The sequence below is a fragment of the Mesorhizobium sp. Root695 genome (genome assembly GCF_001428185.1).
Lineage (GTDB): Bacteria > Pseudomonadota > Alphaproteobacteria > Rhizobiales > Rhizobiaceae > Mesorhizobium.
In genome coordinates, this window is record NZ_LMHO01000003.1 from 210953 (window position 1) to 233052 (window position 22100).

A 22100-nucleotide genomic window follows, 5' to 3' on the forward strand; every position below is an offset into this window, starting at 1 on the left:
AGCACTAAAATAGGAATTGACCTGTTGCCGTAAAGAAGGCAGTTTTTTGGGAGGTAGGCACGCGCAGGGAACCAACGGTGGACAGCAAGATCGTCAATCTGAGATCGAAGATGGAGGTCTACAACGCGATTTCCGGCGGCGGCAATTTTGCCGATTGTCCGGTCCGCGATGTCATCCAGGGGGTGAGCGGCAAATGGAGTTCGCTGCTGATGATGGCGCTGGCCGAGCATCCGTACCGCTTCGGCGAGTTGCGGCGGCTGGTGCCCGACATTTCACAGCGCATGCTGACGCAGACGCTCTACGATCTGCAGCGCGACGGCTATGTGCATCGCGAAGTGTTCCCAACCAAGCCGCCGAGCGTCGAATACAGCCTGACCGATCTCGGACACTCGATGTTCAGCGCCTTGCATCAGCTGATCCTGTGGGCCGAGCTCAATCATGACGCCGTGCGCAACGCGCGTGCCGGCTTTGATGCCACCCAGGCGTGAGCGGGACAAGGCCGTTGGCGGCTTGATTTCGTCCGGCCGCTGAAGGATTGTCCCGGCCATACGGCTTTGGGGGCATTGGCATTTCCTACGACATCGCAATTGCAGGCGCCGGGCCGGCGGGACTGGCCATGGCGCTCTATCTCAAGCGCGCCGGGCATCGGGCCACCGTCTTCGAGCGCTTCGACGAACCGAAGCCGGTCGGTTCCGGATTGATCCTGCAGCCGACCGGGCTGACGGTCCTGGCCGATCTTGGCCTGCTCGACGACATACTGGCGCTGGGCAGCCGCATTGATCGCCTGCACGGCGCCGATGCCAACAGCGGCCGTACCGTGCTCGACGTCCGCTATGATGCGCAACGCGGTGGCCGCTTCGGGCTGGCGGTGCACCGGGCGGCCTTGTTCGGCGTGCTTTTCCGCGCCGCGCAGCGCGAGGCGATCGCCATCGAGACCGGCGTTGAGATCGAGGCTCTGGAGACCGGCGAACGAGCGACGTTGATCTGTGGCAACGGACGAAAGGCGGGGCCGTTCGACCTGGTCGTCGACGCCAGCGGTTCGCGCTCGAAACTGCGACGCAGCGCAAGTGCTCCAGGCGAGCCACAACCACTCACCTATGGTGCGTTCTGGGCCTCGCTCGGCTGGCGCGGCGAAGGTTTTGACGAGCACGCGCTGCTGCAGCGCTACGACAGAGCGAGCGTGATGATCGGCGTGCTGCCGATCGGGCGACCGGAGCCGGGCGCTGAAAAGATGGCGGCATTCTTCTGGAGCCTGAAGCCGTCGGATGCCGATGAGGTGCGCGCCCGGGGTCTGGACGCCTGGAAGGAGAGGGTGGTCCGGCTGTGGCCCGAGAGCGAGGCGTACACCAGCCAGATCGACAGTTTCGACCAGCTCTCGCTGGCCCGCTATCGCCACCACACGATGAAGCGGCCGGTTGGGCGGCGGCTGGCCATTATCGGCGACGCGGCGCACTCGACCAGCCCGCAACTCGGGCAAGGGGCAAACATGGCGCTGCTCGACGCCGCCGCCCTCAGCCATGCGCTGGCGCGGACGCCAAACGTCGAGGCAGCACTGGAAGCCTATGCGAAGGCGCGGCGCTGGCATGTCCGCGTCTTCCAGGCGCTGTCGCTCGCATTCACGCCGTTTTACCAGTCGGATTCCGTAGCGCTGCCCTTCATCCGCGACAGGCTGGTGGCGACGGTGGCGAAGATCCCGCCGGCGCCGCAGTTCCTCGCCTCGATGGTCGCGGGAACCGTATTCGATCCGTTCAAGCGGATCGGGCTGACTGAAGCGCGGTGGCCGGATCGCTTCGTCCAATGAGGCCCGAAAGGTACGATCCCTTCGCTCGCAGGAAGGCATGCAGGCCCAGCGGGTAGTCCGGCGCCACGGCGTGCTTGATCGACGGGCGTTCACTCAACGCCTTGCGCCAGCCCTGGACGAGCGGTTTGCCATCCAGAATGTCGAAATCGCCGACCCGGTCGAAGGCGTCTAGATAGCGGAAGACCGGACCGTAGACGGCGTCGACGAGTGAAAAGCGCTCGCCGGCAAACCAGGGTCCGCCAGTCTCGTCCGCTAGCTCGGCTTCGAGACGATCGAACATGGCGGACAGCGCGCTGGATTCGGCCAGGAATCCGGCTTCGGTCGATGCTGAATAGAACCGGCCGATGGTGTTGAGGGTGGCCGAGCCGAACTCGATCCAGGCGCGATGCCGGGCGCGGGCATAGGGGTCGGCAGGGTGGAGGGGGTTGGCCTGCGTCTCTTCGAGGAATTCGAGGATGACGGCCGATTCAAAGATCACCGTTTCCTCGCCATTTCGCTGCACGCGCAGCAGCGGCACCTTGCCGAGCGGCGAGATCGCCTTGAACCAGCCCGGCTTGTTGGCGAGGTCGATATCGACGCGCTCGAACGGCACGCCTTTTTCGGCCAGTGAAATCGCGGCGCGCTGCACATAGGGGCAGAGATGATGGCTGACGAGAATGAGCTTGTGTTTCATGGTGGTTTCCAAGTTAATGCAATTGCATCTATGTAGATGCATGCGCATCGATCGTCAAGCTTGATGCAACTGCATCTATCGTCTAAGCATGCGGCCATGACCGAGAAAGCCACGCCTTCGCCCGAAGCCATCAAGGCCTGGGCCCGCCTGATGCGGGTTTCGCGCCAGCTGATGGAAAGCGCTGAAGAGGCGTTGAAGGCCTCAGGCCTGCCGCCGCTTGCCTGGTACGACGTGCTGCATGAGCTTGCCGAGGCGGGTGAGGGCGGGCTGCGGCCGTTCCAGCTCATCGAGCGCACCCTGTTCGCGCAATACAACATTTCGCGCCTGCTGGCCCGGCTCGAGGCCGATGGGCTCGTCGAGAAACTGCCGGTGGCCGATGACGGCCGTGGCCAGACCATCCGCATCAACGCCAACGGGCGAGAGACACGCCGCCAGATGTGGGCTGTCTACGGACGGTCGATCACCGAACTGGTCGGCGCCAAACTGTCGGCGGATGAGTTGACCATGGTCTCGGCACTGCTTGGCCGGCTGCGTCAGCCGCCAGCCAGCGATTAGCGAGGCTTGTCGCACGGCAACGCCCATCCACTTGCAGATATTTTGCGCTCGTGCTCTTGCGCGCGGCCTCGTATTGCGCAATATGCCGAACCGTAACGTACGGTACGGCGCGTCGGAACGACCGATGGCCCTGCCTTTCGAGAGAAAAGCGTGTTGCACATCGTGCCTGACATCGACACCAGCGAAGCGCTGACGGAGCGGCAGAAGGCCGTGCTCGACGCAGCGTTGCGGCTGCTGGTCGAGGAGGGCGACCAACTGACCATGACCGCCGTGGCGCGCCGCGCCAGCTGCTCCAAGGAAACGCTCTACAAGTGGTTCGGCGATCGCGACGGGCTGCTGACGGCGACGGTGCAATGGCAGGCTTCGAAAGTGCGGGTGGCGCAGGTCGACGGCAAGGGCCTGGACCTTGCCTCGCTGACGGCAAGCCTCGAACGTTTCGCCTCGGACTGGCTCCAGGTGATCTCCAGTGATACCTCGATCGCGCTCAACCGGGTTGCGGTCGGCCATGCTGGTTCCGGCAAGGACAATCTCGGCGCCGTGGTGCTGGAGAACGGCCGCTTTGCACTGGCCAGGCGCCTGAAGCCGGTGCTTGAGGCCGGCCGGCAGGCCGGGCTACTCGACTTTGCGGATGCCGAAACGGCGTTCCGCACCTTTTTCGGGCTGGTCGCCCGCGATGTGCAGATCCGTCTGCTGCTCGGCGACCGGCTGGAATTGACTGAGGCGGCGATCGGCGGCGATGCCGCGCGGGCGACGCAGCAGTTTCTCGCTCTTCATGGAGCAAAAACCGGGCCGCAAGGCCTCTGATTTGTAAAAACGGGAAGGAAGACAAAATGCGCGTCTATTACGATCGTGATGCCGATCTCAATCTGATCAAGGGCAAGAAGGTCGCCATCATCGGCTACGGCAGCCAGGGCAGGGCGCACGCGCTCAACCTCAAGGATTCCGGGGCCAAGGAGATCGCCATTGGCCTCAAGGCCGGCTCGGCGACCGCCAAGAAGGTCGAAGCCGACGGGCTCAAGGTGATGAGCGTGGCGGACGCCGCCAAATGGGCCGACCTGATGATGATGGCAACGCCCGACGAATTGCAGGCCGACATCTACAAGAACGAGATCGCGCCGAACATCCGCGATGGTGCCGCAATCGCCTTCGCGCACGGTCTCAACGTGCATTTCGGCCTGATCGAGCCGAAGTCGACTGTGGACGTCGTCATGATCGCACCGAAGGGCCCCGGTCACACGGTGCGCGGCGAATACCAGAAGGGCGGCGGCGTGCCGTGCCTGGTCGCCGTCAATCAGGACGCTTCGGGCAACGCGCTCGACCTGGCGCTGTCCTACGCTTGCGGCGTCGGCGGCGGCCGTTCGGGTATCATCGAGACCAATTTCCGCGAGGAATGCGAGACCGATCTGTTCGGCGAACAGGTCGTGCTGTGCGGCGGTCTGGTCGAGTTGATCCGTGCCGGCTTCGAGACGCTGGTAGAAGCCGGCTACGCGCCGGAGATGGCCTATTTCGAGTGCCTGCACGAGGTCAAGCTGATCGTCGACCTGATCTATGAAGGCGGCATCGCCAACATGAACTACTCGATCTCGAACACCGCTGAGTGGGGCGAATATGTCTCGGGCCCGCGCATCATCACCGCCGAGACCAAGGCCGAGATGAAACGCGTGCTGAAGGACATCCAGACCGGCAAGTTCACCTCGGAGTGGATGCAGGAATACCGTGCCGGCATGTCGCGCTTCAAGGGCATCCGTCGCATGAACGACAGCCACCAGATCGAGGAAGTCGGCGCCAAGCTGCGCGCGATGATGCCGTGGATTTCCAAGAACAAGCTGGTCGACAAGGCCAAGAACTGAGCGAAGGTCTATCGCCGGAAGACGGCAGCTTCGAACCGTCAAGATCAAAAAAACGGCGCCACGTGGCGCCGTTTTTAATTTCTGAGGCTAACTCAGCTATAGGGCGACCAGCATTGCTGGCGCGGGCCGTTGTAGGGCTGGAACGTGTTGTCGTAGGCCCGGTACGACCGGTAGCGGTTGTAGCACCATTGGACATGGGCGCTCGAAAGCCGGCCGGCACGGTAGTAGCGGCGCGGCGGCGGTGCATTGTAGTAGTCGTAGTTGTTGTACATGCTGCCGATGCCAAGCCCCAGCCCAAGGCCCAGGAGTGCGGCCGCTCCATCATCGTGGTAACGGCCGCCGCGATAGTGGTGACGGCGCCAACGCCAATTGTCTCCACCGTTCCAGTTTCCGTGGTTGCCGTTCCAATTGCGGCGCCCGTCATGACGGCGCCATCTCCATTCGTTGTTGAATTGGCGGTTGTTGCCGCCCGCCCATTCGTCGCGCACTGGCGTCACCGTCGGCGCCGCCGTGCTGGTGGGAATTGACATGTTCGGCTGCAGGATCGGTCCGGCTGCGGACGGCGCCGTGACGCCGGAAAGGATACCGAGCGCTATCAGCCCGGATTTGACCGTGGAAGAAAAGAGCGAATTCATTGCACTCTCCAAGAGTTACAGGCCCCACGCCCACCCGAGGAATGGGGCAACAATGGATGTTTGCATCTGAACGGCGGATGAACGGAAAGGTTCCGTCAACCATGGCGCGAATGCCCCAGGACCAGTCGATCCCCGCTGGTGGTCCTGCGAGCTTGTTTTCTCTAGCGCTTGCGGGCAAAGGTCATGGCATGTCGCTGCGCCTTGCCACCTTCAATGTCGAGAACCTGATGAACAGGTTCGATTATTCCGGCTATCGCAATCAGCTCAATGAGGATCGCACGCTGGCGCTGTTCGATATCCAGAGCGAAGCCGAATACAAGATGCTGGAGCAGGCCCGCGCCATCGCCCAGTCCGACGACACGCGCCAACTGACGGCGCTGGCGATCGCGGCCACCCGCGCCGACATCATCTGCATGCAGGAAGTCGACAACATCGAGGCGCTGAAGGCCTTCGAATACGGCTATCTATTCAAGATGGTGGGGCAAGGCTACCGGCAGAAATACACCACCTCGGGCAATGATTCGCGCGGCATCGACGTTGCCGTGATGATGCGCAACGAAACCGCGCAGGGCCAGCCGATCGAATTCGTGCGCATGACCAGCCACGCCTATGTCACCTACGAGCAGTTCGGGCTGCATACGCCGGAGCTTGCGGCACTCGGCAACCAGGCCAATGAACGCATCTTCCGGCGTGACTGCCTGGAAGTCGACATTACAGTGGGCGGCGTGCCGCTGACGCTTTACCTCGTGCATTTCAAGTCGATGGGCTCGCCACGCAACGGGCTCGACGGGCGCGCGGCGACGATGCCGGTGCGCATCGCGGAGGCGCAAGCCGTGCGACGGATCATCGAGGAGCGTTTCGGTGGGGAGCACGCCGCCGAAAAGCGGTGGGCGATCTGCGGCGACATGAACGATTACCGCCAGCGCGTGAAGATCGCCGGCGACGCGATCGACGGCTACCGCTTCGAGGTGGTCGACGAGGCCGTGTCCTGCATCAATGTGCTGACAGAAGGCGGCTTCTGCGAAAACGTCGTCGAGCGGCGCCCCGAGATGAACCGCTGGAGTCTGTACCACACGCGCGGACCGGAAGAGCGGCATCTGTGCCAGCTCGACTATATCCTGCTGTCGAAGGGGCTTGCCGCCAGCAACGCCACGGCCGTTCCCGACATCATCCGCAACGGCCAGCCCTGGCGGACCATTTTTCCGCCTGGGCAGGAAGTCGAGCGCTTTCCGCGCGCCGGCTGGGACCGGCCGAAGGCGTCGGACCATTGTCCGGTGGCCATTACCCTGGACATGACCTAAGCAGCGTTGGAGCAACATGAGTTTCGACCTGCCGCGCAATGTCATCCTGCCGGTCGACGCCGTCGACGTCCGGCTCGATCCCGGCCCGCATCCCTTCGCCTTGGACAATGCGGAGGCGATCGCCGAGAACTGGCAGCGCGAGATCGCGGCCAATCCGGCGCTGTTCGACGGTACGGTGGTGCTGCTGTCGCAACTTGCGTACCGCGACAACCGTCTCGTAGGCCGCTGTCATGCGGTCACCTATTCGACGTTCATGCTATGGCGAAAACGGCGCGAGAATTCGGGCGCAGAGCACGCCTATGCGCATGCCATGCTGGTGGCCGGCGACAACGCGCTGGTGGCGATCCGCATGGGACCGCACACGGTCAACGCCGGCAGCGTCTATTTCGCCGCCGGCTCGTTCGAGCCGGTCGATTTCCGCAACGGCCTCGTCGATGTCGATTTCAACGCGATTCGCGAAGTGCGTGAGGAAACAGGCATCGATCTAACCGGTGCGGCGCGCGGTAAACGCTACTATGCCATGTCGACCAACAGCGGCACGGTGATCTTCCGCCGCTACCACGAGACAGCGTCCGCCGACGAGATCGCCCGTCGCATCAGCGCCTTCGTTGCCGCCGAGACCGAGCCGGAGATCGAAGGGCCGGTGATCATCCGCCATGCCGCCGACCTGCCGGCCGGGCTGTCAGCGCACATGAAGCCGCTGATCGAGTGGCATTTTTCGGGCGTCGATTAACGAAGCGTCTTGCTCTGCGCCGCCTTGCGGTCGTTGCTGGCGGCGACGATAAACATGATAAGGCCGATGCCCAGCAAGCCGCCCATCGCCATTCCCATGGTCCGGCCGACGACTGCCTGAAAATCTGATGTGACGCGATCGGGATTGGCGAGGCCATAGCGGGCGAGATACCACCAGATGCCTGCAAGGAAGGCCTCGATGATGACCATCGCCAGGATCAGTCGCGCCTTCTTGCTCATTGGCTATTCCTCCACCCAATTGCCCTAGCATCGCGAACGGTGCGGGGACAGTGGTGGCCGAGCGGAACCGTCGAAGGCTGTGCAAAACCGGTCGGAGCGCTGGCCGCGTTCCGGCCGGGTTGCCCTATTCGTGCCTGAGCGCGTCGATCGGGTCGAGCCGGGCGCCGCGCAGCGCCGGGAAGAAGCCGAACACCATGCCGATCAGCGCGGAAAAACCGACGGCGAGCAGGATGACCGCCGGGCTCGGTGCGAAGGGGATGGTCAGCATCACCGAGGCGAGGCCGGCCAGCGCCAGGCCGATCAGGATGCCGACGATGCCGCCGAGCAGCGATAGCACCGTTGCCTCGACCAGGAACTGGATGAGGATGTGCTTTTCATGCGCGCCGATGGCCAGCCTGATGCCGATCTCGCGGGTGCGCTCGGTGACCGACACCAGCATGATGTTCATGATGCCAATGCCCCCGACCAGCAGGCTCACGCCGGCGACCGCGCCCAGCATCCCGGTCATGGTGGTTGTGGCGCTGGCCATGGCGTCGGCGATCTGGGTCATGTCGCGGATGGCGAAATCGCTCTCGCGCTCGGGCGTGATGCGCCTGATATCGCGCAAGATGTCCTCGACGCGCGGCTGCAGTTCGCTGGTCGGCGTGCGGTCGTCGGCGGCGATGTAGATGCTGTCGATGTCACGGTTGCCGGCAATGCGGCGCTGATAGGCATGCAGCGGCATCAGGACGACATTGTCCTGGTCCTGGCCGAAGCCGGTATAGCCCTTCGGCTCGAGCAGGCCGATGATCTTGCAGGAGGTGCGGTTGACGCGGATGATCTCGCCCTCGGGGTCGCCGGCGCCGAAGAACTGCTGGCGCACCGTCTCGCCGATCAGGCACACGCCGGTGCCCGAGCGGGTTTCGGAATCGCTGAACGGACGACCGGACACCAGCTTCCAGTCGCGCGCATCGAGATAGGCGCTGTCGGTGCCGGTGACGCCCGAAGTCAGGCTCTCGGTGCCGAAGATGACGCGGACCTGCTTTTGCGATGCCGGCGAAATGGCGCGCGCGCCGGTCAGGTGCGCGACCAGCGCCGCCAGGTCCTTTTCGGCCAGCGGACGCACCACCTGGTCGAGCCCGCCCGGACCACCGGGACCGGCCGGGCGTCCGGAACGGACGACCAGCAGGTTGCTGCCGAGCTTGGAGATGTCGGCTTTGACCTTTTGCGTGGTGCCGGAGCCAATGGTGAGCATCGCAATGACGGCGGCGACGCCGATGACAATGCCGAGCAAGGTCAGGAACGAGCGCAGCACGTTGCGGCGGATCGAGCGGAGCGAGAGGCGGACGGTTTCCCAGATCATGATATAGAGCCTGATCCCTCCCGACAGAGCCGGGATGGGGCTCTATCATCTCTTTGTTTGAACATGATCTTCTCCGAAAACCGGATTCCACTTTTCGGGATCATGGCTGAGCCACTTCCAGCTTCGCGGTGTCCGAGGCGACGCGGCCGTCGACGAAGCGGATGGTGCGCTTGGCATATTCGGCAACGTCTGCCTCGTGGGTGACCATGGTGATGGTCAGGCCAACCTCCTCGTTCAGCTTCCTTAGCAGTTCCATGATTTCATGCGTCCGGGCGGTGTCGAGATTCCCGGTCGGCTCGTCGGCGACGAGCAGCGTCGGCCTTGTGACGATGGCGCGTGCGATCGCCACGCGCTGCTGCTGGCCGCCGGACAACTCGGCCGGTGTGTGGTGCTCGCGGCCGACAAGGCCGACCTCCGCCAGCGCCTGCATGGCGAGGTCGCGGCGCTCGCGGGCGGCAACGCCGCGATAGATCAGCGGCAGCTCGACATTCTCCGCAGCGGTGGTGCGGGCCAGCAGATTGTAGCCCTGGAAGACGAAACCGACATAGAGGTTGCGCAGCATGGCGCGGCGGTTGCGGTCTAGCCGGCCGGCATCGATGCCCATGAAGGAATAGGTTCCGGCCGTCGGCGTGTCGAGGCAGCCGATGATGTTCATTGCTGTCGACTTGCCGGCGCCGGACGGGCCCATGATGGCGACGAATTCGCCACGCTTTATGGCAAGGTCGACGCCGGCCAGCGCGTGGATCCGGGCCTCGCCCTGGCCGTAGCTCTTCCAGACCTTGTCGAAGGTGATGAGGGTCGCGCCCGCGGCCACGGCATCAGCTCCGCTGCTGCGACGCGGTGATGACCTGAGCGCCTTCGTCCAGGCCCGAAGTGATCTCGGTCAGTTCGCCATCGGTGGAGCCGATCTTGACGCTGACCGGATGCGGACGCCCGTTCTCCAGCACATAGAGCGTGCGCGAGCCGTCGGTGGGCACTGTGGCGGCCTGTCGCTGGCGGTTGCCGCCGGGGCGCCCCATGCGGCCGGTGAACAGGTCGCTCAGGCTCCAGCCGCGTGCGGCGGCCTGCTGCGCCGGGCGATAGCGGAAGGCCGTGGCCGGCACGGTAAGCACACCCTTGGCCTGCTTTGTGACGACCGAGACGGTGGCGGTCATGCCAGGCCGCAGCAACAGCTCGTTGTTGTCGACCTCAAGCCGCGCATTATAGGTGACGACGCCGTCGGTGGTCACCGAGGCATAGGAGATGTCGCGGATCTCGGCGTCGAACGGCCGCTCCGGGAAGGCATCGACGGTGAAGCGGGCATGCTGGCCGGATTTGACCGCGCCGATATCGGCCTCGTCGACCGCCGCCACCAGTTCCATGTTTCTGAGATCGGCGGCGATGATGAACAGCACGGGCGCCTGCAAGGAGGAGGCGACCGTCTGCCCGGGATCGACCGAGCGCGTCAGCACGATGCCGTCGATCGGCGCATAGATGGTGCTGTTGGCAAGGTCGGTCTGCTGCGATTTTAGATCGGCATTGGCGATGGCGAGATTGGCGGTGGCGCTGTCGAGCGCCGCCTTGGAGCGATCGCGCGTCGCCGTCGCCGCCTCGAGCGACTGGTCGGTCGCCATGCCGCGCTTGGTCAGTGCCGCCGCGCGGACAAGCGCCTTTTCATTCTCGGTCAGCGTTACCGTGGCGTCCTCGACATTGGCGGCGGCGCCCTTGGCGGAGGCCTCCGCCCGTTCGATCTGCACCTGCAGCTTGGTGGTGTCGAGGGCAGCCAGCACGTCGCCCTTCTTGACCTGCTGGTTCTCCTCCACCGACACCGAACGGATGACGCCGGAGAGCTGGCTAGAGATATCGACCTGGGTGAGCGGCTGCAGCGTACCGGTCGCCGACACCGCGACGGTGAGGTCGGCCTTGGCGGCAGGCACTGTGGTGTAGTCAATCTTGGCCGGCGAGCCGGCATACCATTGATAGGCGCCAACCCCGGCGGCGAGCACGATCAACGCCAGCAGCGCATAGAGCCAGCCACGCCGGCGCGACTTGCGCCGACCCGTCTTGTCGAGCCCAAGCGCCGTCTCGATGGCGGAATCCGATTCCGTCTTTGGCAGATTGACAATCTGGTCCACGCTGGACCCCTATAATGCGCAATGTCCCTATCTGTGCACAGATCAGGATTACTGGTTCAAATATCAAATTAAATTTCGCCCATGTTGGGATTGAGGCAGGAATGAAAACCCGGAATTACTTGCTTTACGATGTGTTTACGACCGAGCGACTGGCCGGCAATCCCTTGGCCATCGTGCTGGACAGCAAGGGATTGGACACGGCCGCGATGCAGGCCATCGCGCGCGAATTCAACCTGTCCGAATCGGTTTTCGTGCTGCCGCCGGACAATCCAAAGCATAAAAACCGCATTCGCATCTTCACGCCCGACTATGAAATGCCGTTCGCCGGCCACCCAACCGTAGGCTCGGCAATCGCATTGGCGGAACTGGCGGAAGAGGGCGGCGCGGGCATCTTCGTGCTTGAGGAAAACATCGGCCCGGTGCGTTGCGCCGTCAGCAAGCACGACGGCAACACCTTTGCCGAGTTCGACCTGGCGAAGCTGCCGGAGCCGCTGACGCTCGAGGCCGATCCGGAGGCGATCGGCGCCGCCCTTGGGTTGACGCCGCACGAGATCGGCTTCGAGAATCATCGCGTCGCGTTCTGGTCGGCCGGGGTGCCCTACGTGACCATCCCGGTTGCCAATCTCGAGGCGGCGGGCCGCATCCGGCTGGACAACCAGGCCTGGTCGGAACTGGCGCCGCGCAAGAGCGAATGGGCCTTCGCCAGCCCCTATGTCTATTGCCGCGAGACGGTGAACCACGAAAGCGCCTTCCATGTGCGCATGATCGTGCCCGGCACGCCTTCCTATGAGGATCCGGCGACCGGCTCGGCGGCTGCCGCCTTTGCCGGCGCCATCATGCATTTCGACGCGCCGACCGACGGCATTTCGCAGCTGTGGATCGAGCAGGGGCTGGAGATGGGCCGGCCATCGCGCATCCGCCTCGAACTGACCGTGCAAGGCGGAAAACTGGCCTCGGCGCGCATCGGGGGCAATGCGATCAAGGTTGCGGAAGGCAGGCTGTTCGTCTGACCATCCGCGGCACTTAAGCGATTTGTCGGGAAATGATTCCGGCAGGGCTGGACAGGACCGATGGTGGCGGCTATATGCCCGCCAACGCCGGTTTTTGCCGGCCGAGTGGGTGCGTAGCTCAGTTGGTAGAGCAGCTGACTCTTAATCAGCGGGTCCACAGTTCAATCCTGTGCGCACCCACCATTTTTTCGAAAAATTGGTGGAAAGACCCTGAAGGCGAGACGCGTTTGGCGCGTCTCGGGCAGGCTGTCTGACTGTGATTCTTTAGTCGCGCTATCCGAATCTCGTGGCGATTCAGCCGCGTTGGAAAATGGGGCTCAGAAACCGGCCGAATCGAAAAGCAATGCCCTTTTCCCCGGCTGCAGCATCGCTGGCGCCGATTCCATCTTTTCCTCTGGAGAAATCGCTGATGAGCCACCAGAAGAATACCAGGAAGACAACGAAGATGCCGGTATCGATCGGGCCATGACTTGAATAGCTGCTGTGACGGAGCACAACAGCAACCGCCACGGCGATAGACGCTGCAGCTGCGACGGGATGAAGTTTTTTCATCCGCAAAAGCTATTTGAGAATCGCCGTTGCCGGAAGATGCTTCCTTTGTCGTGACGACGACGGTCGATGCGGGGAATGGATAACTACTTCTCCGACACACCCGCCTCGGCAAAACTCGCCATGCGGGCATGGCACTCCAGCGCCGAACGGACGATGTTGACCGCGAGGCAGGCACCGGAGCCTTCGCCGAGCCGCATGCCGAGATCGAGCAGCGGCGGCAGCCCGAGGGCTTCGAGCAGGCCGCGATGGCCGGATTCGGCCGAAACGTGCGCGGCGATCGTGTGGGCGAGGCCGGTCGGGTGCAGCTTTGCCAGTGGGGCGGCGGCGGCGGTGCAGACGAAGCCGTCGAGCAGCACTGGCATGCCCAGATGGCGGGCGGCGAGCGTGGCGCCTAAGATGGCGGCCAGTTCGCGACCGCCGAGTGCTGCGGCGATGCCTAGCGGGTCAGCAAGGGCGGCGGCGTGGCGCTTCAGGCCGGCTTCGATGGCGACCACCTTGCGCTTGAGACCGGCGTCGTCGACACCGGTGCCGCGTCCCGTCCATTTTTCCGCGCCACCGCCGAACAGGGCGGCTGAAATGGCGGCTGCCGGCGTGGTGTTGCCGATGCCCATCTCGCCGAAGCAGATCAGGTCGAGGTCTTTCGTCACCGCGTCATAGCCGGTGGATACTGCGGCGAGAAACGCCTTGTCGTCCATTGCTGGCACTTGCGTGAAATCGCCCGTGGGATGATCGAGGTCGAGCGGGATGACGTCGAGTTCGGCGCCGGCCATGCGGGCAAGCTGGTTGATGGCGGCACCGCCGCCGGCGAAATTGGCCACCATCTGCACAGTGACCTCAGAAGGATAGGCCGACACGCCTTGCGCGGTGACGCCGTGGTTACCGGCGAAGACGAAGACTTTGACACGGTCGAGTTTTGGCATGTCGCGGCCCTGCCAGCGCGCCAGCCAGGCGGCGATCGTCTCCAGCCGACCAAGGCTGCCTTGCGGCTTGGTCAATGTGTCCTGGCGGCGGGCGACCGCATTGGCCGCGGCATCGCTGCCGGCCGGCAGGTCGAGGCAGGCGGCGCGCAGTTCTTCGAGTGATTTGAAGGGCATGGGGGCAAAATCTCCAAAAGGGAATCAGGCCAAAGGGAATCAGGAAAGGGCTACGGAAGCGACGAGCAGCACCGCTATTTCGCTCGCCTGCTGCAAGGCGCCGATCGTGTCGCCGGTCTGGCCCTCGATCTGGTTGAGGCAAAGCGCGCGGAAGGCGGCAAACAGCAGGCCAAGCAAGATCAGCGCGAAAACGGCGCCGCCCAGCCCGAGCAGCAGGAGCGGAATCGCGCCGAGCACGGCGCCGGCTGTTGCCGTTTCGGCAGAGACGGTGCCGGCACAGACCGAGAGGCCGTCGACCCGCGCCGGGGGCAAGAGATGCATGAAAGCGCCGAGCAGGCCGCGCGAGGCCGCGTGGGCGGCCAGGAGGGCGAACAGCGCCTGTGTGGGGTCGACGAATTCCGACAGCGCGCTCCAGCGGATCAGCAGCGACAGAGCCAGCGTCGCTGCGCCATAGGCGCCGATGCGGCTGTCGCGCATGATCTCGAGTTTGCGGCCGCGCGATTTGCCGCCGCCAAAGCCGTCGGCGACGTCGGACAACCCGTCCTCATGCAGGCAGCCGGTGGTGGTGAGGGTTGCCACAAGCGCAAGAGCTGCCGCCGGCCCCATGGCAAGGCCAAACCGTTCCGCCGTGGCAAAGACGATCGCGCCGATCAGGCCGACGACGAGCCCGGCGACAGGGGCGGCCCAGATCGCGGCGGCAAGGCTGCGGCCGCGAAAGTCGAAGACGGGTAGCGGCAGCCTGGTGAAGAAGACCAGGCAAAGCGCGATGTCGTCGACGACCTGCCGCGGTGAAAGGGCCAGGTTCTTGAACTTCATGCTCTAGCCCCTCGCAATCGCATGGAAGAAGGTGCCGCTGACATGGCCGCGCCGGTAGCCCGAGGCGCCGATCGGATTGCCCTGGCCGTCGGCAAGGTCGGCCAGCGGCTCGTCATTGCCGGCAGAGGTCATCTGCGCATAGTGGAATTCGTGGCCACGGATCAATGCGCCAGCCGAGCCCAGCGGGCAATCCGCGCGCAGCCGCGCCTCGCGATAGCCGAGATTCATCTTGCGCCTGGCGAAGCTGGTGGAATGGCCGAGCAGGCCTAGCATCGCATGCGTTTCGCCGGAGGCATCCTCCAGAGATTTGCCCAGCACCATGAAGCCACCGCACTCGCCATGGATGGGCTTTGTCGCCGCGAATCTTGCCATTCCGGTTTTGAAGTTCCCTGCCGCCGCAAGCCGGCCGGCGTGAAGCTCGGGATAGCCGCCCGGTAGCCAGCAGACATCGCAGTCTTCGTCGGGCGCTTCGTCGGCGAGCGGCGAGAACGGGACGATTTCGGCTCCGGCCTTGCGCCAGTAAGCCGCGACATGCGGATAGAGGAATGTGAAGGCAGCATCTTCGGCCAGCGCGATTCGCTGGCCGGGCGGCACAAGCGCGTCGTCAAAACCGCCGGGCGCCGGGGTGAGGGGTGTCGCCAAGGCCATGATGGCTTCGAGGTCGAGCGATTTTTCCGCCATGTCGGCCAGGCGGTCGAGATGCGCCATCAGGTCGTCATATTCGCCGGCCTGGACGAGGCCGAGGTGGCGCTCGGGCAGGTTCAGGGTGGGATCGCGCAGGATGGCGCCGACGACCGGCAGGCCGATCGCCTCGATGGCGTCGCTGCACAGCTTGCGGTGCCGCTCGCTGCCCAGCCGGTTGAGCACGACACCGGCCATGCGCACGTCCGGGTCATAGGTGGCAAAACCCTTGGCGACGGCGGCCGCGGTGGTCGACTGGCCGGAAACGTCGAGCACCAGCAGCACCGGCAGGCCATAGAGCCGCGCCAGGTCGGCCGCCGAGCCGGTGCGCCCTGGCGCGGCCGGAATGCCATCGAACAGGCCCATGGCGCTTTCGAGGATGACAAAATCAGTGTCATCGGCGGCTTGCGCGGCCAGCGCATTGAGCAGCGACGGCGGCATTGCCCAGCTGTCGAGATTGACGCCGGACAGGCCGGTGGCGGCGGTGTGGAAGCCGGGGTCGATATAGTCGGGGCCGGATTTGGCGCCGCGCACCTTCAGCCCGCGCCGGGCGAGCGCGCGCAGGATGCCGATGGTGACGCTGGTCTTGCCGGAGCCGGAGCGCGGCGCGCCGATGATGATGGCGCGGGCCGTCATGCTTGCCCCGCCAGCGCCGCGCGCATCGCAACGATGCCGCCGACGACGATCAGCGCCGGCGAGGCGAGACCGGCGGCGGCCGCTTCCTCGGCAATGGTGGCGAGCGTGGCGACGACGGTTCGTTCCTGCGGTGTCGTCGCGGCGACGATCACGGCCGCCGGTGTCGACGGCGCCAGCCCGCCGTCCAGCAGTGCCGCAGCGATGAGGGGCAGATTGGCCATGCCCATATAGACGACGACAGGCTGGCCTGTGCGGGCGATCGCCGCCCAGTCGAGATCGTCATCGGTGCCGGCGGCGTGGCCCGTGGCCAGGATCACAGCCTTGTTGATGCCGCGCATGGTGGCCGGGATGCCGGTCGCGGCCATCGCGCTGAGGCCCGAGGTCAGGCCGGGCAGGACGCGGAAGGGGATATTTTCGCGCGCCAGCGCCAGAGCTTCTTCGCCGCCACGGCCGAAAATATAGGGATCGCCGCCCTTCAGCCTGACGACGCGGCGGCCTTCCCGCGCCAGCCGCACCAGCAGTGCTGTGATGTCGTCCTGCTTCATCGACGGTTTTCCGCCACGCTTGCCGGCAAAGAAAAGATCCGCATTCTGGGCTACGGCGACGACATCCGATGAAACCAGCGCGTCGTAGACCAATGCATCCGCTTCGGCCAACGCCGCCAACACTTCCAGGGTCAGGCAGCCGGGGTCGCCGGGGCCGGCGCCGGCCAGCCAGACGTGGCCCGGTTCGAGCCGGCGCGGCTTGAAATTCAGCCGGGAAAAAGCCTGTTCGAGCGTGGCGTTTTCGCCCTCGTTTTTGGTGCTGCCGCTCACAATCCGTCCCGTCCGCGAAAACGCCGCTGATAGTGGGCGTCGTACAATGAACTCTCGCCAAAACCTTCCGCCGCCAGCGAGCGGCCGACGAAGATGATCGCCGTGCGCTCCATCGGATCGGCTGCGAGTTGTGCCTCGATGGTCGCCAGCGTGCCAGTCAGCACGCGCTCGTCCGGCCAGGACGCGCGGAAGACGATCGCCACCGGGCAATCGCCGCCATAGTGCGGTGTGAGTTCGGCGACGACGCGGTCGATGGCGTGGATGGCCAGATGAATGGCCAGGGTGGCGCCGGTGCGGCCGAAGCCGGCCAGCGTTTCGCCCGGCGGCATCTTTGATGCGCGCCCGGAAATGCGGGTCAGCACCAGGCTTTGCGCGACTTCGGGAATGGTCAGCTCGCGGCGCAATGCGGCGGCCGCGGCAGCAAAGGACGGCACGCCCGGCGTCAGCGTGTAGGGAATGCCATGTTTTTCCAGCCGGCGGATCTGCTCGGCAACGGCGCTCCATACCGACAGGTCGCCGGAATGGAGACGCGCCACATCATGGCCGGCCTTCTGCGCCGCGACATACTCGGCCTCGATCTCGTCGAGCGACATCGGTGCTGTGTCGATCAGTTTTGTCCCCGTTGCGCAGTGCTGCAGCAATTCGGGCGCGACGATTGAGCCGGCGTGGAGGCAGACCGGGCAGCTCGCCAAGAGCCTCGCGCCGCGCAGCGTGATGAGGTCGGCGGCACCTGGGCCGGCGCCGATGAAATGGACCGTCATGGCGCATCTCCGCTGATGGCGATGGCGCAGGTGACCGGGCCGAGCACCGTGCGGGGCCCGAGCAGCTTTGCGCCTTTGCCGGCGACGGCAAGGGCGGATGCCTCGGAAACCGATGGCGTGCCGGCCAGATCCTGCGAGAGATCGGAATGGCTGAGCGTATCTGGAGAGGCGGCCTGAAGTGCTGAGTCATCAACGACGATGACCGGAAGGCGCAGCGCGCGGCCAGCGGCAGGGATCGCCTCTTCATCCTTCTTGAGCGCGGCAGTCGCCAGCGCCGAAAGAGCCGTCATCGCCAGCCCATGCGTCTCCAGCGCGGTTTCGATCGCGGCAAGCACGTCCTCGACACGCACACCTTTTCGGCTGCCGATGCCAGCGACCATCATGGCTTCACCCAGCTCCATTGGGTGATCGGCATGGCAGGCCGCCAGGCCTGCATCGAGCCAACTGGTGAAGCCCGGGAGATGCTTATCCGTGTGAGATCGCCGCCAAGCTTCGTATGCTGGGCAAGAAGCAGGGCTTCCATCTCCAGCGTCACCGCGTTTGCCACGAGACGGCCGCCAGTGCGCATCGCCTTGACAGCAGCGTTCAAGACGCCGGTGTCGCTGCCGCCGCCGCCAATGAAGATCGCGTCAGGTGTCTCCAGCCTCGCAAGCGCCTTGGGGGCGCTGCCTTCGACTACGACAAGGCCGGGAACACCACAGGCGGCGGCGTTGCGGCCAATGCGGGAGGCGCGGATCGGATCGGCCTCGATGGCAATGGTGCGCATCGAAGGGTGGGCCAGCATCCATTCGATGCCGATGGAACCGGAGCCAGCGCCGATATCCCACAGCAACTCGCCGCGCCGCGGCGCCAGCGCCGACAGGGTGATGGCGCGGATCTCGCGTTTGGTGATCTGGCCGTCATCGTCGAACAGATGATCGGCAAGGCCTGACGTGAGCGGCAGGACGCGAGCATCCGGACCAGATTCAACTTCGACCGCCAGAACGTTGAGCGGATTGATATTTTCGAGATCGAAGGCATCGGCGCGGACCGAGCGTCGGTTCTCGTTTGGCCCGCCCAGCGCCTCCAGGACCGTCAGCCGCGAGGCACCGAAGTCGAGTTCGATGAGCAGGCGGGCGATCGCCGCCGGCGCATCGTTATCCGACGTCAGCGCCAGGATGCGCGCGTTTGGGTGCAGCAGCGGCCGGATCAGGTCGAGCGGCCGGCCATGCAATGAGACGGTCTCGATATCCTGCAGCGCCCAGCCCAGCCGCGCGGCTGCCAGCGAAATGGCCGATGGCGCGGGAATGACATGCATCTCCTGCGGCTTGACCTTGCGGGCGAGGGTGGCGCCGACGCCGTGGAAGAACGGATCGCCGGAGGCGAGCACGCAGACGCGCCTGCCGGCCAGCGCCAGCACGTCGCGCATTTCGGCATCGAAAGGAACCGGCCATGGGTGCGGCTCGCCATTGGCGAAGGAAGCGACAAGGGCGAGGTGCCGCTTGCCGCCGAAGATGATCTCCGCCTGGGCAATCCGCTGCTTGGCCTCGTCGCCGAGACCCGCTAAACCGTCCTCGCCGATACCGACGACCGTCAGCCAGGCGGCTCGCGATTGACACTCAGCAGGCATGATGACCCACCGTATTCTGATCCTCGGCGGCACCACCGAAGCGCGGCAACTGGCCGGAAAACTGGCGGGGCGTGCCGATTGCTCGGCCACGCTGTCGCTGGCCGGGCGTACCGAAAGCCCGGTCGCGCAAGGCGTGCCGGTGCGAAGCGGAGGCTTTGGCGGTGCCGATGGGTTGGCTGCTTACCTGAGGGAGACGGGCACCGACCTGCTGATCGACGCCACGCACCCCTATGCGGCGCAAATATCCGCCAATGCCGCGCAGGCCGCGCGCGTGGCCCGTGTGCCGATCCTTGCCCTGCGGCGCCCAGGCTGGGAGCCTGTCGAGGGCGACCGCTGGACGCTGGTCGATAAGGTTGGCGATGCCGTGCAAGCGCTTGGACCGACGCCGCGCCGCGTCTTCCTGGCGCTCGGCCGGCAAGAGGTCGCCGCCTTCGAAGCAGCGCCCCGGCACCACTATCTCGTTCGCAGCGTCGATCCGGTCGAGCCCGCGTTGGCCGTGCCGGACGCGAGCTATCTTCTGGCGCGTGGTCCGTTCCGCGAAGCGGAGGAACGTGCGCTGCTCCAAGAGCATCGCATCGATGTCGTCGTGTCCAAGAACAGCGGCGGCGAGGCGACCTACGGCAAGATCGCCGCGGCGCGGGCGCTTGGCATCGACGTGGTCATGGTCCGACGGCCAGCCTTGCCGGATGTGCCGTCGGCTGAAACCGTCGAAGCGCTGGCCGCGATGGTCGATCATTTTGTCCGTCCCGTGGACGAGCGCGGCGTGTAGACCAGCGCCGGCTTCTCTGCGCGCTTGATGATCCTTGTTTCCGGCGAGCCGATGATGATGCAGGTCGCCATGTCTGCCTTTTCAGCCTCGACGTCGGCGAGCAGATAGACATCGATGCGCTCGTCCGGGCGGCCGGCGGCGCGGCCGAAAATCACCGGCGTGGTGCCCGGCAGGATCGCGGTCAGGCATTCGAAGGCGCGGCCAAGCTGCCACGGGCGCGCCTTGCTGATCGGATTGTAGAGCGCGATGACGAAGCCGGCGCCGGCCGCCGCCAGCAGGCGCAATTCGATCAGATCCCAGGGCTTCAGATTGTCTGACAGTGAGATGGCGCAGAAATCATGGCCGAGCGGCGCGCCGATGCGGGCGGCAACGGCAAGCATGGCGGTGATGCCGGGCACCACAGTGACATCGACCGCGCGCCATTCGACTGGGCCGGCCTCGATCGCCTCGCAGACGGCTGCGGCCATGGCGAACACACCGGGATCGCCGCCGGAAACCACGGCGACGTCGTGGCCCTCTGCGGCTTTGACCAATGCGTCCTTGGATCGGGCGAGCTCCTCACGGTTGTCGGAAGCGACGCGGGTCTGGTCCGGGCGCAGCTCCAGCCGGTCGAGATATGGTTTGTAGCCGTAAAAGAACTTGGCCTCGGCGACGGCGCGGCTGGCCTCCGGCGTGACCTGATCGGCACTGCCGGGGCCAAGGCCGATGACGGTGAGACGGCCGCTCATGCTTGCGCTCCCAGCGCACCGGGGCGGCCGGACCAGCCGGCGACCAGCACGATGGCGAAATAGGGCGCCTTGTCATCCTGCTTGTCGGCAAGCTTCATCGACACGCTGCCGGCCATGGTGCCGCGCTCGACATAGACGGCGCGCGTAAGCTTGCCGGTCGACTCCAGCGCCCGCCTGATCTTGGGCAGGTTGCGGCCGACCTTCATGATGACGGCGGCATCGGTGTCGGCCAGCCGGCGCGTCAGCTCGAACTCGCTCATCGTGCCGGGCAGCACCGTCAGCACGTCGTCTCCCTGGACGATCGGAACACCAGTCTGCGACCAGCAGCCGGACATGGCGGTGACGCCGGGGATGACTTCGGTCGGGAAGCGATGGGCGAGGCGCACATGCAGATGCATGTAAGAGCCGTAGAACAGCGGGTCGCCTTCCGACAGCACCGCGACCATTTTGCCAGCGTCGAGGTGCTCGGCGACCTTCTCGGCCGACTCCTCGTAGAAAGCCGTGATCTGCGACCGGTAGTCGTCGTGATCCTTGTCGATTTCAGTGGTGACGGGATAGAGCAGCGGCAGCTCAAGCATATCCGGCCGGAAGCGTGTTTCGACGATGGCGCGCGCGTTGCTGTTGTTGCCGCGCTTGGCGAAATAGGCCACGACATCGGCTTCCGCCAAGGCCCGCGCGGCCTTCAGGGTCAGCAGTTCGGGGTCACCGGGACCGGTGCCAACGCCAACGAGACGACCTGTGGCAAGCGCGTTCACAGGCCGGGCCTCGCCAATGAATTGAGCGCGGCGGCGGTCATGGCGCTGCCGCCAAGCCGGCCGCGCACGATGGCGTAGGGCACGCCGTAGGAATTCTCGGCCAGCGCGTCCTTCGATTCGGCCGCACCGACGAAACCGACCGGCATGCCGATGATGGCGGCAGGCTTCGGCGCGCCGTCGCGCAGTTTCTCCAGCAAATAGAACAGCGCGGTCGGCGCATTGCCGATGGCGACCACCGACCCCGCCATGCGCTCGCCCCACAGGTCGATCGCGGCGGCCGAACGGGTGTTGCCGATCTCCCTGGCGATGTCGTTCGTGCGCGGGTCGCGCAAGGTGCAGATCACCTCATTGCCGGCCGGAAGCCGGGCGCGGGTGACGCCGTGCGAGACCATTTCCGCGTCGCAGAAAATTGGCGCGCCAGCCGCCAGAGCGGTGCGCGCGGCGGCAACGAAATCGGTGGAGAACACAAAATGACTTGATGCTTCGACCTGGCCGCAGGCATGGATCATGCGGATGGCGACATCGGCCTCGGCATCGGAGAAGCGCGACAGATCAGCCTCGGCGCGGATGATGGCGAAGGAGCGCTCATATATCGCCGTACCGTCATGGATATAGTCGTAGGCCGCCATGC

26 protein-coding genes and 1 tRNA gene are annotated in these 22100 nt (G+C 65.1%); 10 read left to right on the forward strand and 17 right to left on the reverse strand.

Features of this window, described 5'->3' with window-relative positions; genetic code table 11:
- The first annotated feature begins 77 nt into the window (after positions 1 to 77).
- Complete coding sequence (locus ASD99_RS05135; protein WP_056596856.1) at positions 78 to 488, forward strand: winged helix-turn-helix transcriptional regulator; 411 nt, start codon at positions 78 to 80, stop codon at positions 486 to 488.
- A 47-nt stretch (positions 489 to 535) separates the two neighbouring features.
- Positions 536 to 1801 (forward strand): FAD-dependent oxidoreductase, encoded by a 1266-nt coding sequence (locus tag ASD99_RS05140; RefSeq protein WP_056596853.1) that lies wholly within the window; start codon positions 536 to 538, stop codon positions 1799 to 1801.
- On the opposite strand, the gene ASD99_RS05145 is transcribed toward ASD99_RS05140, so the two are convergent.
- Positions 1749 to 2474 (reverse strand): glutathione S-transferase family protein, encoded by a 726-nt coding sequence (locus ASD99_RS05145; protein WP_056596844.1) that lies wholly within the window; start codon positions 2472 to 2474, stop codon positions 1749 to 1751. The two genes, ASD99_RS05140 and ASD99_RS05145, sit on opposite strands and share 53 nt — an antisense overlap.
- 96 nt (positions 2475 to 2570) lie before the next feature.
- On the opposite strand from ASD99_RS05145, the gene ASD99_RS05150 reads away from it, so the two are divergent.
- From ASD99_RS05150 to ilvC, 3 genes are all read left to right on the forward strand, one after another.
- On the forward strand, positions 2571 to 3029 hold the full coding sequence (locus ASD99_RS05150; protein WP_056596838.1) for a MarR family winged helix-turn-helix transcriptional regulator: 459 nt from the start codon (positions 2571 to 2573) through the stop codon (positions 3027 to 3029).
- Positions 3030 to 3179: 150 nt separating this feature from the next.
- Positions 3180 to 3833: a TetR/AcrR family transcriptional regulator gene (locus ASD99_RS05155; protein WP_056596835.1), complete on the forward strand. Its 654-nt coding sequence runs from the start codon at positions 3180 to 3182 to the stop codon at positions 3831 to 3833.
- Between the two features lie 26 nt (positions 3834 to 3859).
- Entirely contained in the window at positions 3860 to 4879 is a 1020-nt protein-coding gene (gene ilvC, locus ASD99_RS05160) for a ketol-acid reductoisomerase (protein WP_023757108.1), read from the forward strand.
- A 92-nt stretch (positions 4880 to 4971) separates the two neighbouring features.
- Here ilvC and ASD99_RS05165 read toward each other — a convergent pair whose 3' ends face one another.
- Positions 4972 to 5514: a BA14K family protein gene (locus ASD99_RS05165; protein WP_056596831.1), complete on the reverse strand. Its 543-nt coding sequence runs from the start codon at positions 5512 to 5514 to the stop codon at positions 4972 to 4974.
- A gap of 188 nt (positions 5515 to 5702) precedes the next feature.
- Here ASD99_RS05165 and ASD99_RS05170 point away from each other — a divergent pair, with 188 nt between their 5' ends.
- Both ASD99_RS05170 and ASD99_RS05175 read left to right on the forward strand, forming a co-directional pair.
- A complete protein-coding gene (locus ASD99_RS05170) occupies positions 5703 to 6815 on the forward strand; it encodes an endonuclease/exonuclease/phosphatase family protein (protein WP_056596826.1) in 1113 nt (370 codons plus the stop codon).
- A gap of 16 nt (positions 6816 to 6831) precedes the next feature.
- On the forward strand, positions 6832 to 7548 hold the full coding sequence (locus ASD99_RS05175; protein ID WP_056596824.1) for a hypothetical protein: 717 nt from the start codon (positions 6832 to 6834) through the stop codon (positions 7546 to 7548).
- Here ASD99_RS05175 and ASD99_RS05180 read toward each other — a convergent pair.
- From ASD99_RS05180 to ASD99_RS05195, 4 genes are all read right to left on the reverse strand, one after another.
- A complete protein-coding gene (locus ASD99_RS05180; RefSeq protein ID WP_056596822.1) occupies positions 7545 to 7787 on the reverse strand; it encodes a hypothetical protein in 243 nt (80 codons plus the stop codon). The two genes, ASD99_RS05175 and ASD99_RS05180, sit on opposite strands and share 4 nt — an antisense overlap.
- Positions 7788 to 7911: 124 nt before the next feature.
- Positions 7912 to 9129 carry an ABC transporter permease gene (locus tag ASD99_RS05185; RefSeq protein WP_056596821.1) on the reverse strand — a complete coding sequence of 406 codons (1218 nt, stop codon included), beginning with the start codon at positions 9127 to 9129 and terminating at the stop codon, positions 7912 to 7914.
- A 100-nt stretch (positions 9130 to 9229) separates the two neighbouring features.
- Positions 9230 to 9943: an ABC transporter ATP-binding protein gene (locus tag ASD99_RS05190; protein WP_057142927.1), complete on the reverse strand. Its 714-nt coding sequence runs from the start codon at positions 9941 to 9943 to the stop codon at positions 9230 to 9232.
- Positions 9944 to 9947: 4 nt separating this feature from the next.
- Complete coding sequence (locus ASD99_RS05195; protein ID WP_056596816.1) at positions 9948 to 11243, reverse strand: efflux RND transporter periplasmic adaptor subunit; 1296 nt, start codon at positions 11241 to 11243, stop codon at positions 9948 to 9950.
- 101 nt (positions 11244 to 11344) lie between these two features.
- On the opposite strand from ASD99_RS05195, the gene ASD99_RS05200 reads away from it, so the two are divergent.
- Complete coding sequence (locus ASD99_RS05200) at positions 11345 to 12253, forward strand: PhzF family phenazine biosynthesis protein (RefSeq protein ID WP_056596815.1); 909 nt, start codon at positions 11345 to 11347, stop codon at positions 12251 to 12253.
- A 107-nt stretch (positions 12254 to 12360) separates the two neighbouring features.
- Positions 12361 to 12436: transfer RNA gene (locus ASD99_RS05205), tRNA-Lys, on the forward strand.
- A 111-nt stretch (positions 12437 to 12547) separates the two neighbouring features.
- On the opposite strand, the gene ASD99_RS05210 is transcribed toward ASD99_RS05205, so the two are convergent.
- From ASD99_RS05210 to ASD99_RS05245, 8 genes are all read right to left on the reverse strand, one after another.
- Positions 12548 to 12805 carry a hypothetical protein gene (locus ASD99_RS05210; protein WP_057142928.1) on the reverse strand — a complete coding sequence of 86 codons (258 nt, stop codon included), beginning with the start codon at positions 12803 to 12805 and terminating at the stop codon, positions 12548 to 12550.
- An 83-nt stretch (positions 12806 to 12888) separates the two neighbouring features.
- Positions 12889 to 13899, reverse strand: a complete 1011-nt coding sequence (cobT, locus tag ASD99_RS05215; protein ID WP_057142929.1) for a nicotinate-nucleotide--dimethylbenzimidazole phosphoribosyltransferase — start codon at positions 13897 to 13899, stop codon at positions 12889 to 12891.
- Between the two features lie 39 nt (positions 13900 to 13938).
- Entirely contained in the window at positions 13939 to 14715 is a 777-nt protein-coding gene (cobS, locus tag ASD99_RS05220) for an adenosylcobinamide-GDP ribazoletransferase (protein ID WP_057142930.1), read from the reverse strand.
- Positions 14716 to 14718: 3 nt separating this feature from the next.
- Positions 14719 to 16032, reverse strand: coding sequence for a cobyrinate a,c-diamide synthase (locus ASD99_RS05225; RefSeq protein WP_056596800.1), 1314 nt, complete (start codon positions 16030 to 16032; stop codon positions 14719 to 14721).
- Entirely contained in the window at positions 16029 to 16847 is an 819-nt protein-coding gene (gene cobA, locus ASD99_RS05230; RefSeq protein ID WP_057142931.1) for a uroporphyrinogen-III C-methyltransferase, read from the reverse strand. The genes ASD99_RS05225 and cobA overlap by 4 nt, the downstream gene beginning before the upstream one ends.
- A complete protein-coding gene (gene cobM, locus ASD99_RS05235) occupies positions 16844 to 17608 on the reverse strand; it encodes a precorrin-4 C(11)-methyltransferase (RefSeq protein ID WP_056596795.1) in 765 nt (254 codons plus the stop codon). The genes cobA and cobM overlap by 4 nt, the downstream gene beginning before the upstream one ends.
- A complete protein-coding gene (locus ASD99_RS05240) occupies positions 17605 to 17991 on the reverse strand; it encodes a cobalamin biosynthesis protein (protein WP_057142991.1) in 387 nt (128 codons plus the stop codon). The genes cobM and ASD99_RS05240 overlap by 4 nt, the downstream gene beginning before the upstream one ends.
- Positions 17988 to 19217 carry a bifunctional cobalt-precorrin-7 (C(5))-methyltransferase/cobalt-precorrin-6B (C(15))-methyltransferase gene (locus tag ASD99_RS05245; RefSeq protein ID WP_057142932.1) on the reverse strand — a complete coding sequence of 410 codons (1230 nt, stop codon included), beginning with the start codon at positions 19215 to 19217 and terminating at the stop codon, positions 17988 to 17990. The genes ASD99_RS05240 and ASD99_RS05245 overlap by 4 nt, the downstream gene beginning before the upstream one ends.
- 1 nt (position 19218) lies before the next feature.
- Here ASD99_RS05245 and ASD99_RS05250 point away from each other — a divergent pair, with 1 nt between their 5' ends.
- Positions 19219 to 19986 (forward strand): cobalt-precorrin-6A reductase, encoded by a 768-nt coding sequence (locus ASD99_RS05250; protein ID WP_057142992.1) that lies wholly within the window; start codon positions 19219 to 19221, stop codon positions 19984 to 19986.
- On the opposite strand, the gene ASD99_RS05255 is transcribed toward ASD99_RS05250, so the two are convergent.
- Genes ASD99_RS05255 through ASD99_RS05265 form a run of 3 tightly spaced genes read right to left on the reverse strand, consistent with a single transcriptional unit; the run spans position 19950 to position 22098 of the window.
- On the reverse strand, positions 19950 to 20714 hold the full coding sequence (locus ASD99_RS05255) for a precorrin-3B C(17)-methyltransferase (RefSeq protein ID WP_057142933.1): 765 nt from the start codon (positions 20712 to 20714) through the stop codon (positions 19950 to 19952). The genes ASD99_RS05250 and ASD99_RS05255 overlap by 37 nt on opposite strands.
- Positions 20711 to 21469, reverse strand: coding sequence for a precorrin-2 C(20)-methyltransferase (locus ASD99_RS05260; protein WP_057142934.1), 759 nt, complete (start codon positions 21467 to 21469; stop codon positions 20711 to 20713). The genes ASD99_RS05255 and ASD99_RS05260 overlap by 4 nt, the downstream gene beginning before the upstream one ends.
- On the reverse strand, positions 21466 to 22098 hold the full coding sequence (locus ASD99_RS05265) for a precorrin-8X methylmutase (RefSeq protein ID WP_057142935.1): 633 nt from the start codon (positions 22096 to 22098) through the stop codon (positions 21466 to 21468). Before ASD99_RS05265 ends, ASD99_RS05260 begins: the two co-directional genes overlap by 4 nt.
- Positions 22099 to 22100 lie beyond the last annotated feature (2 nt).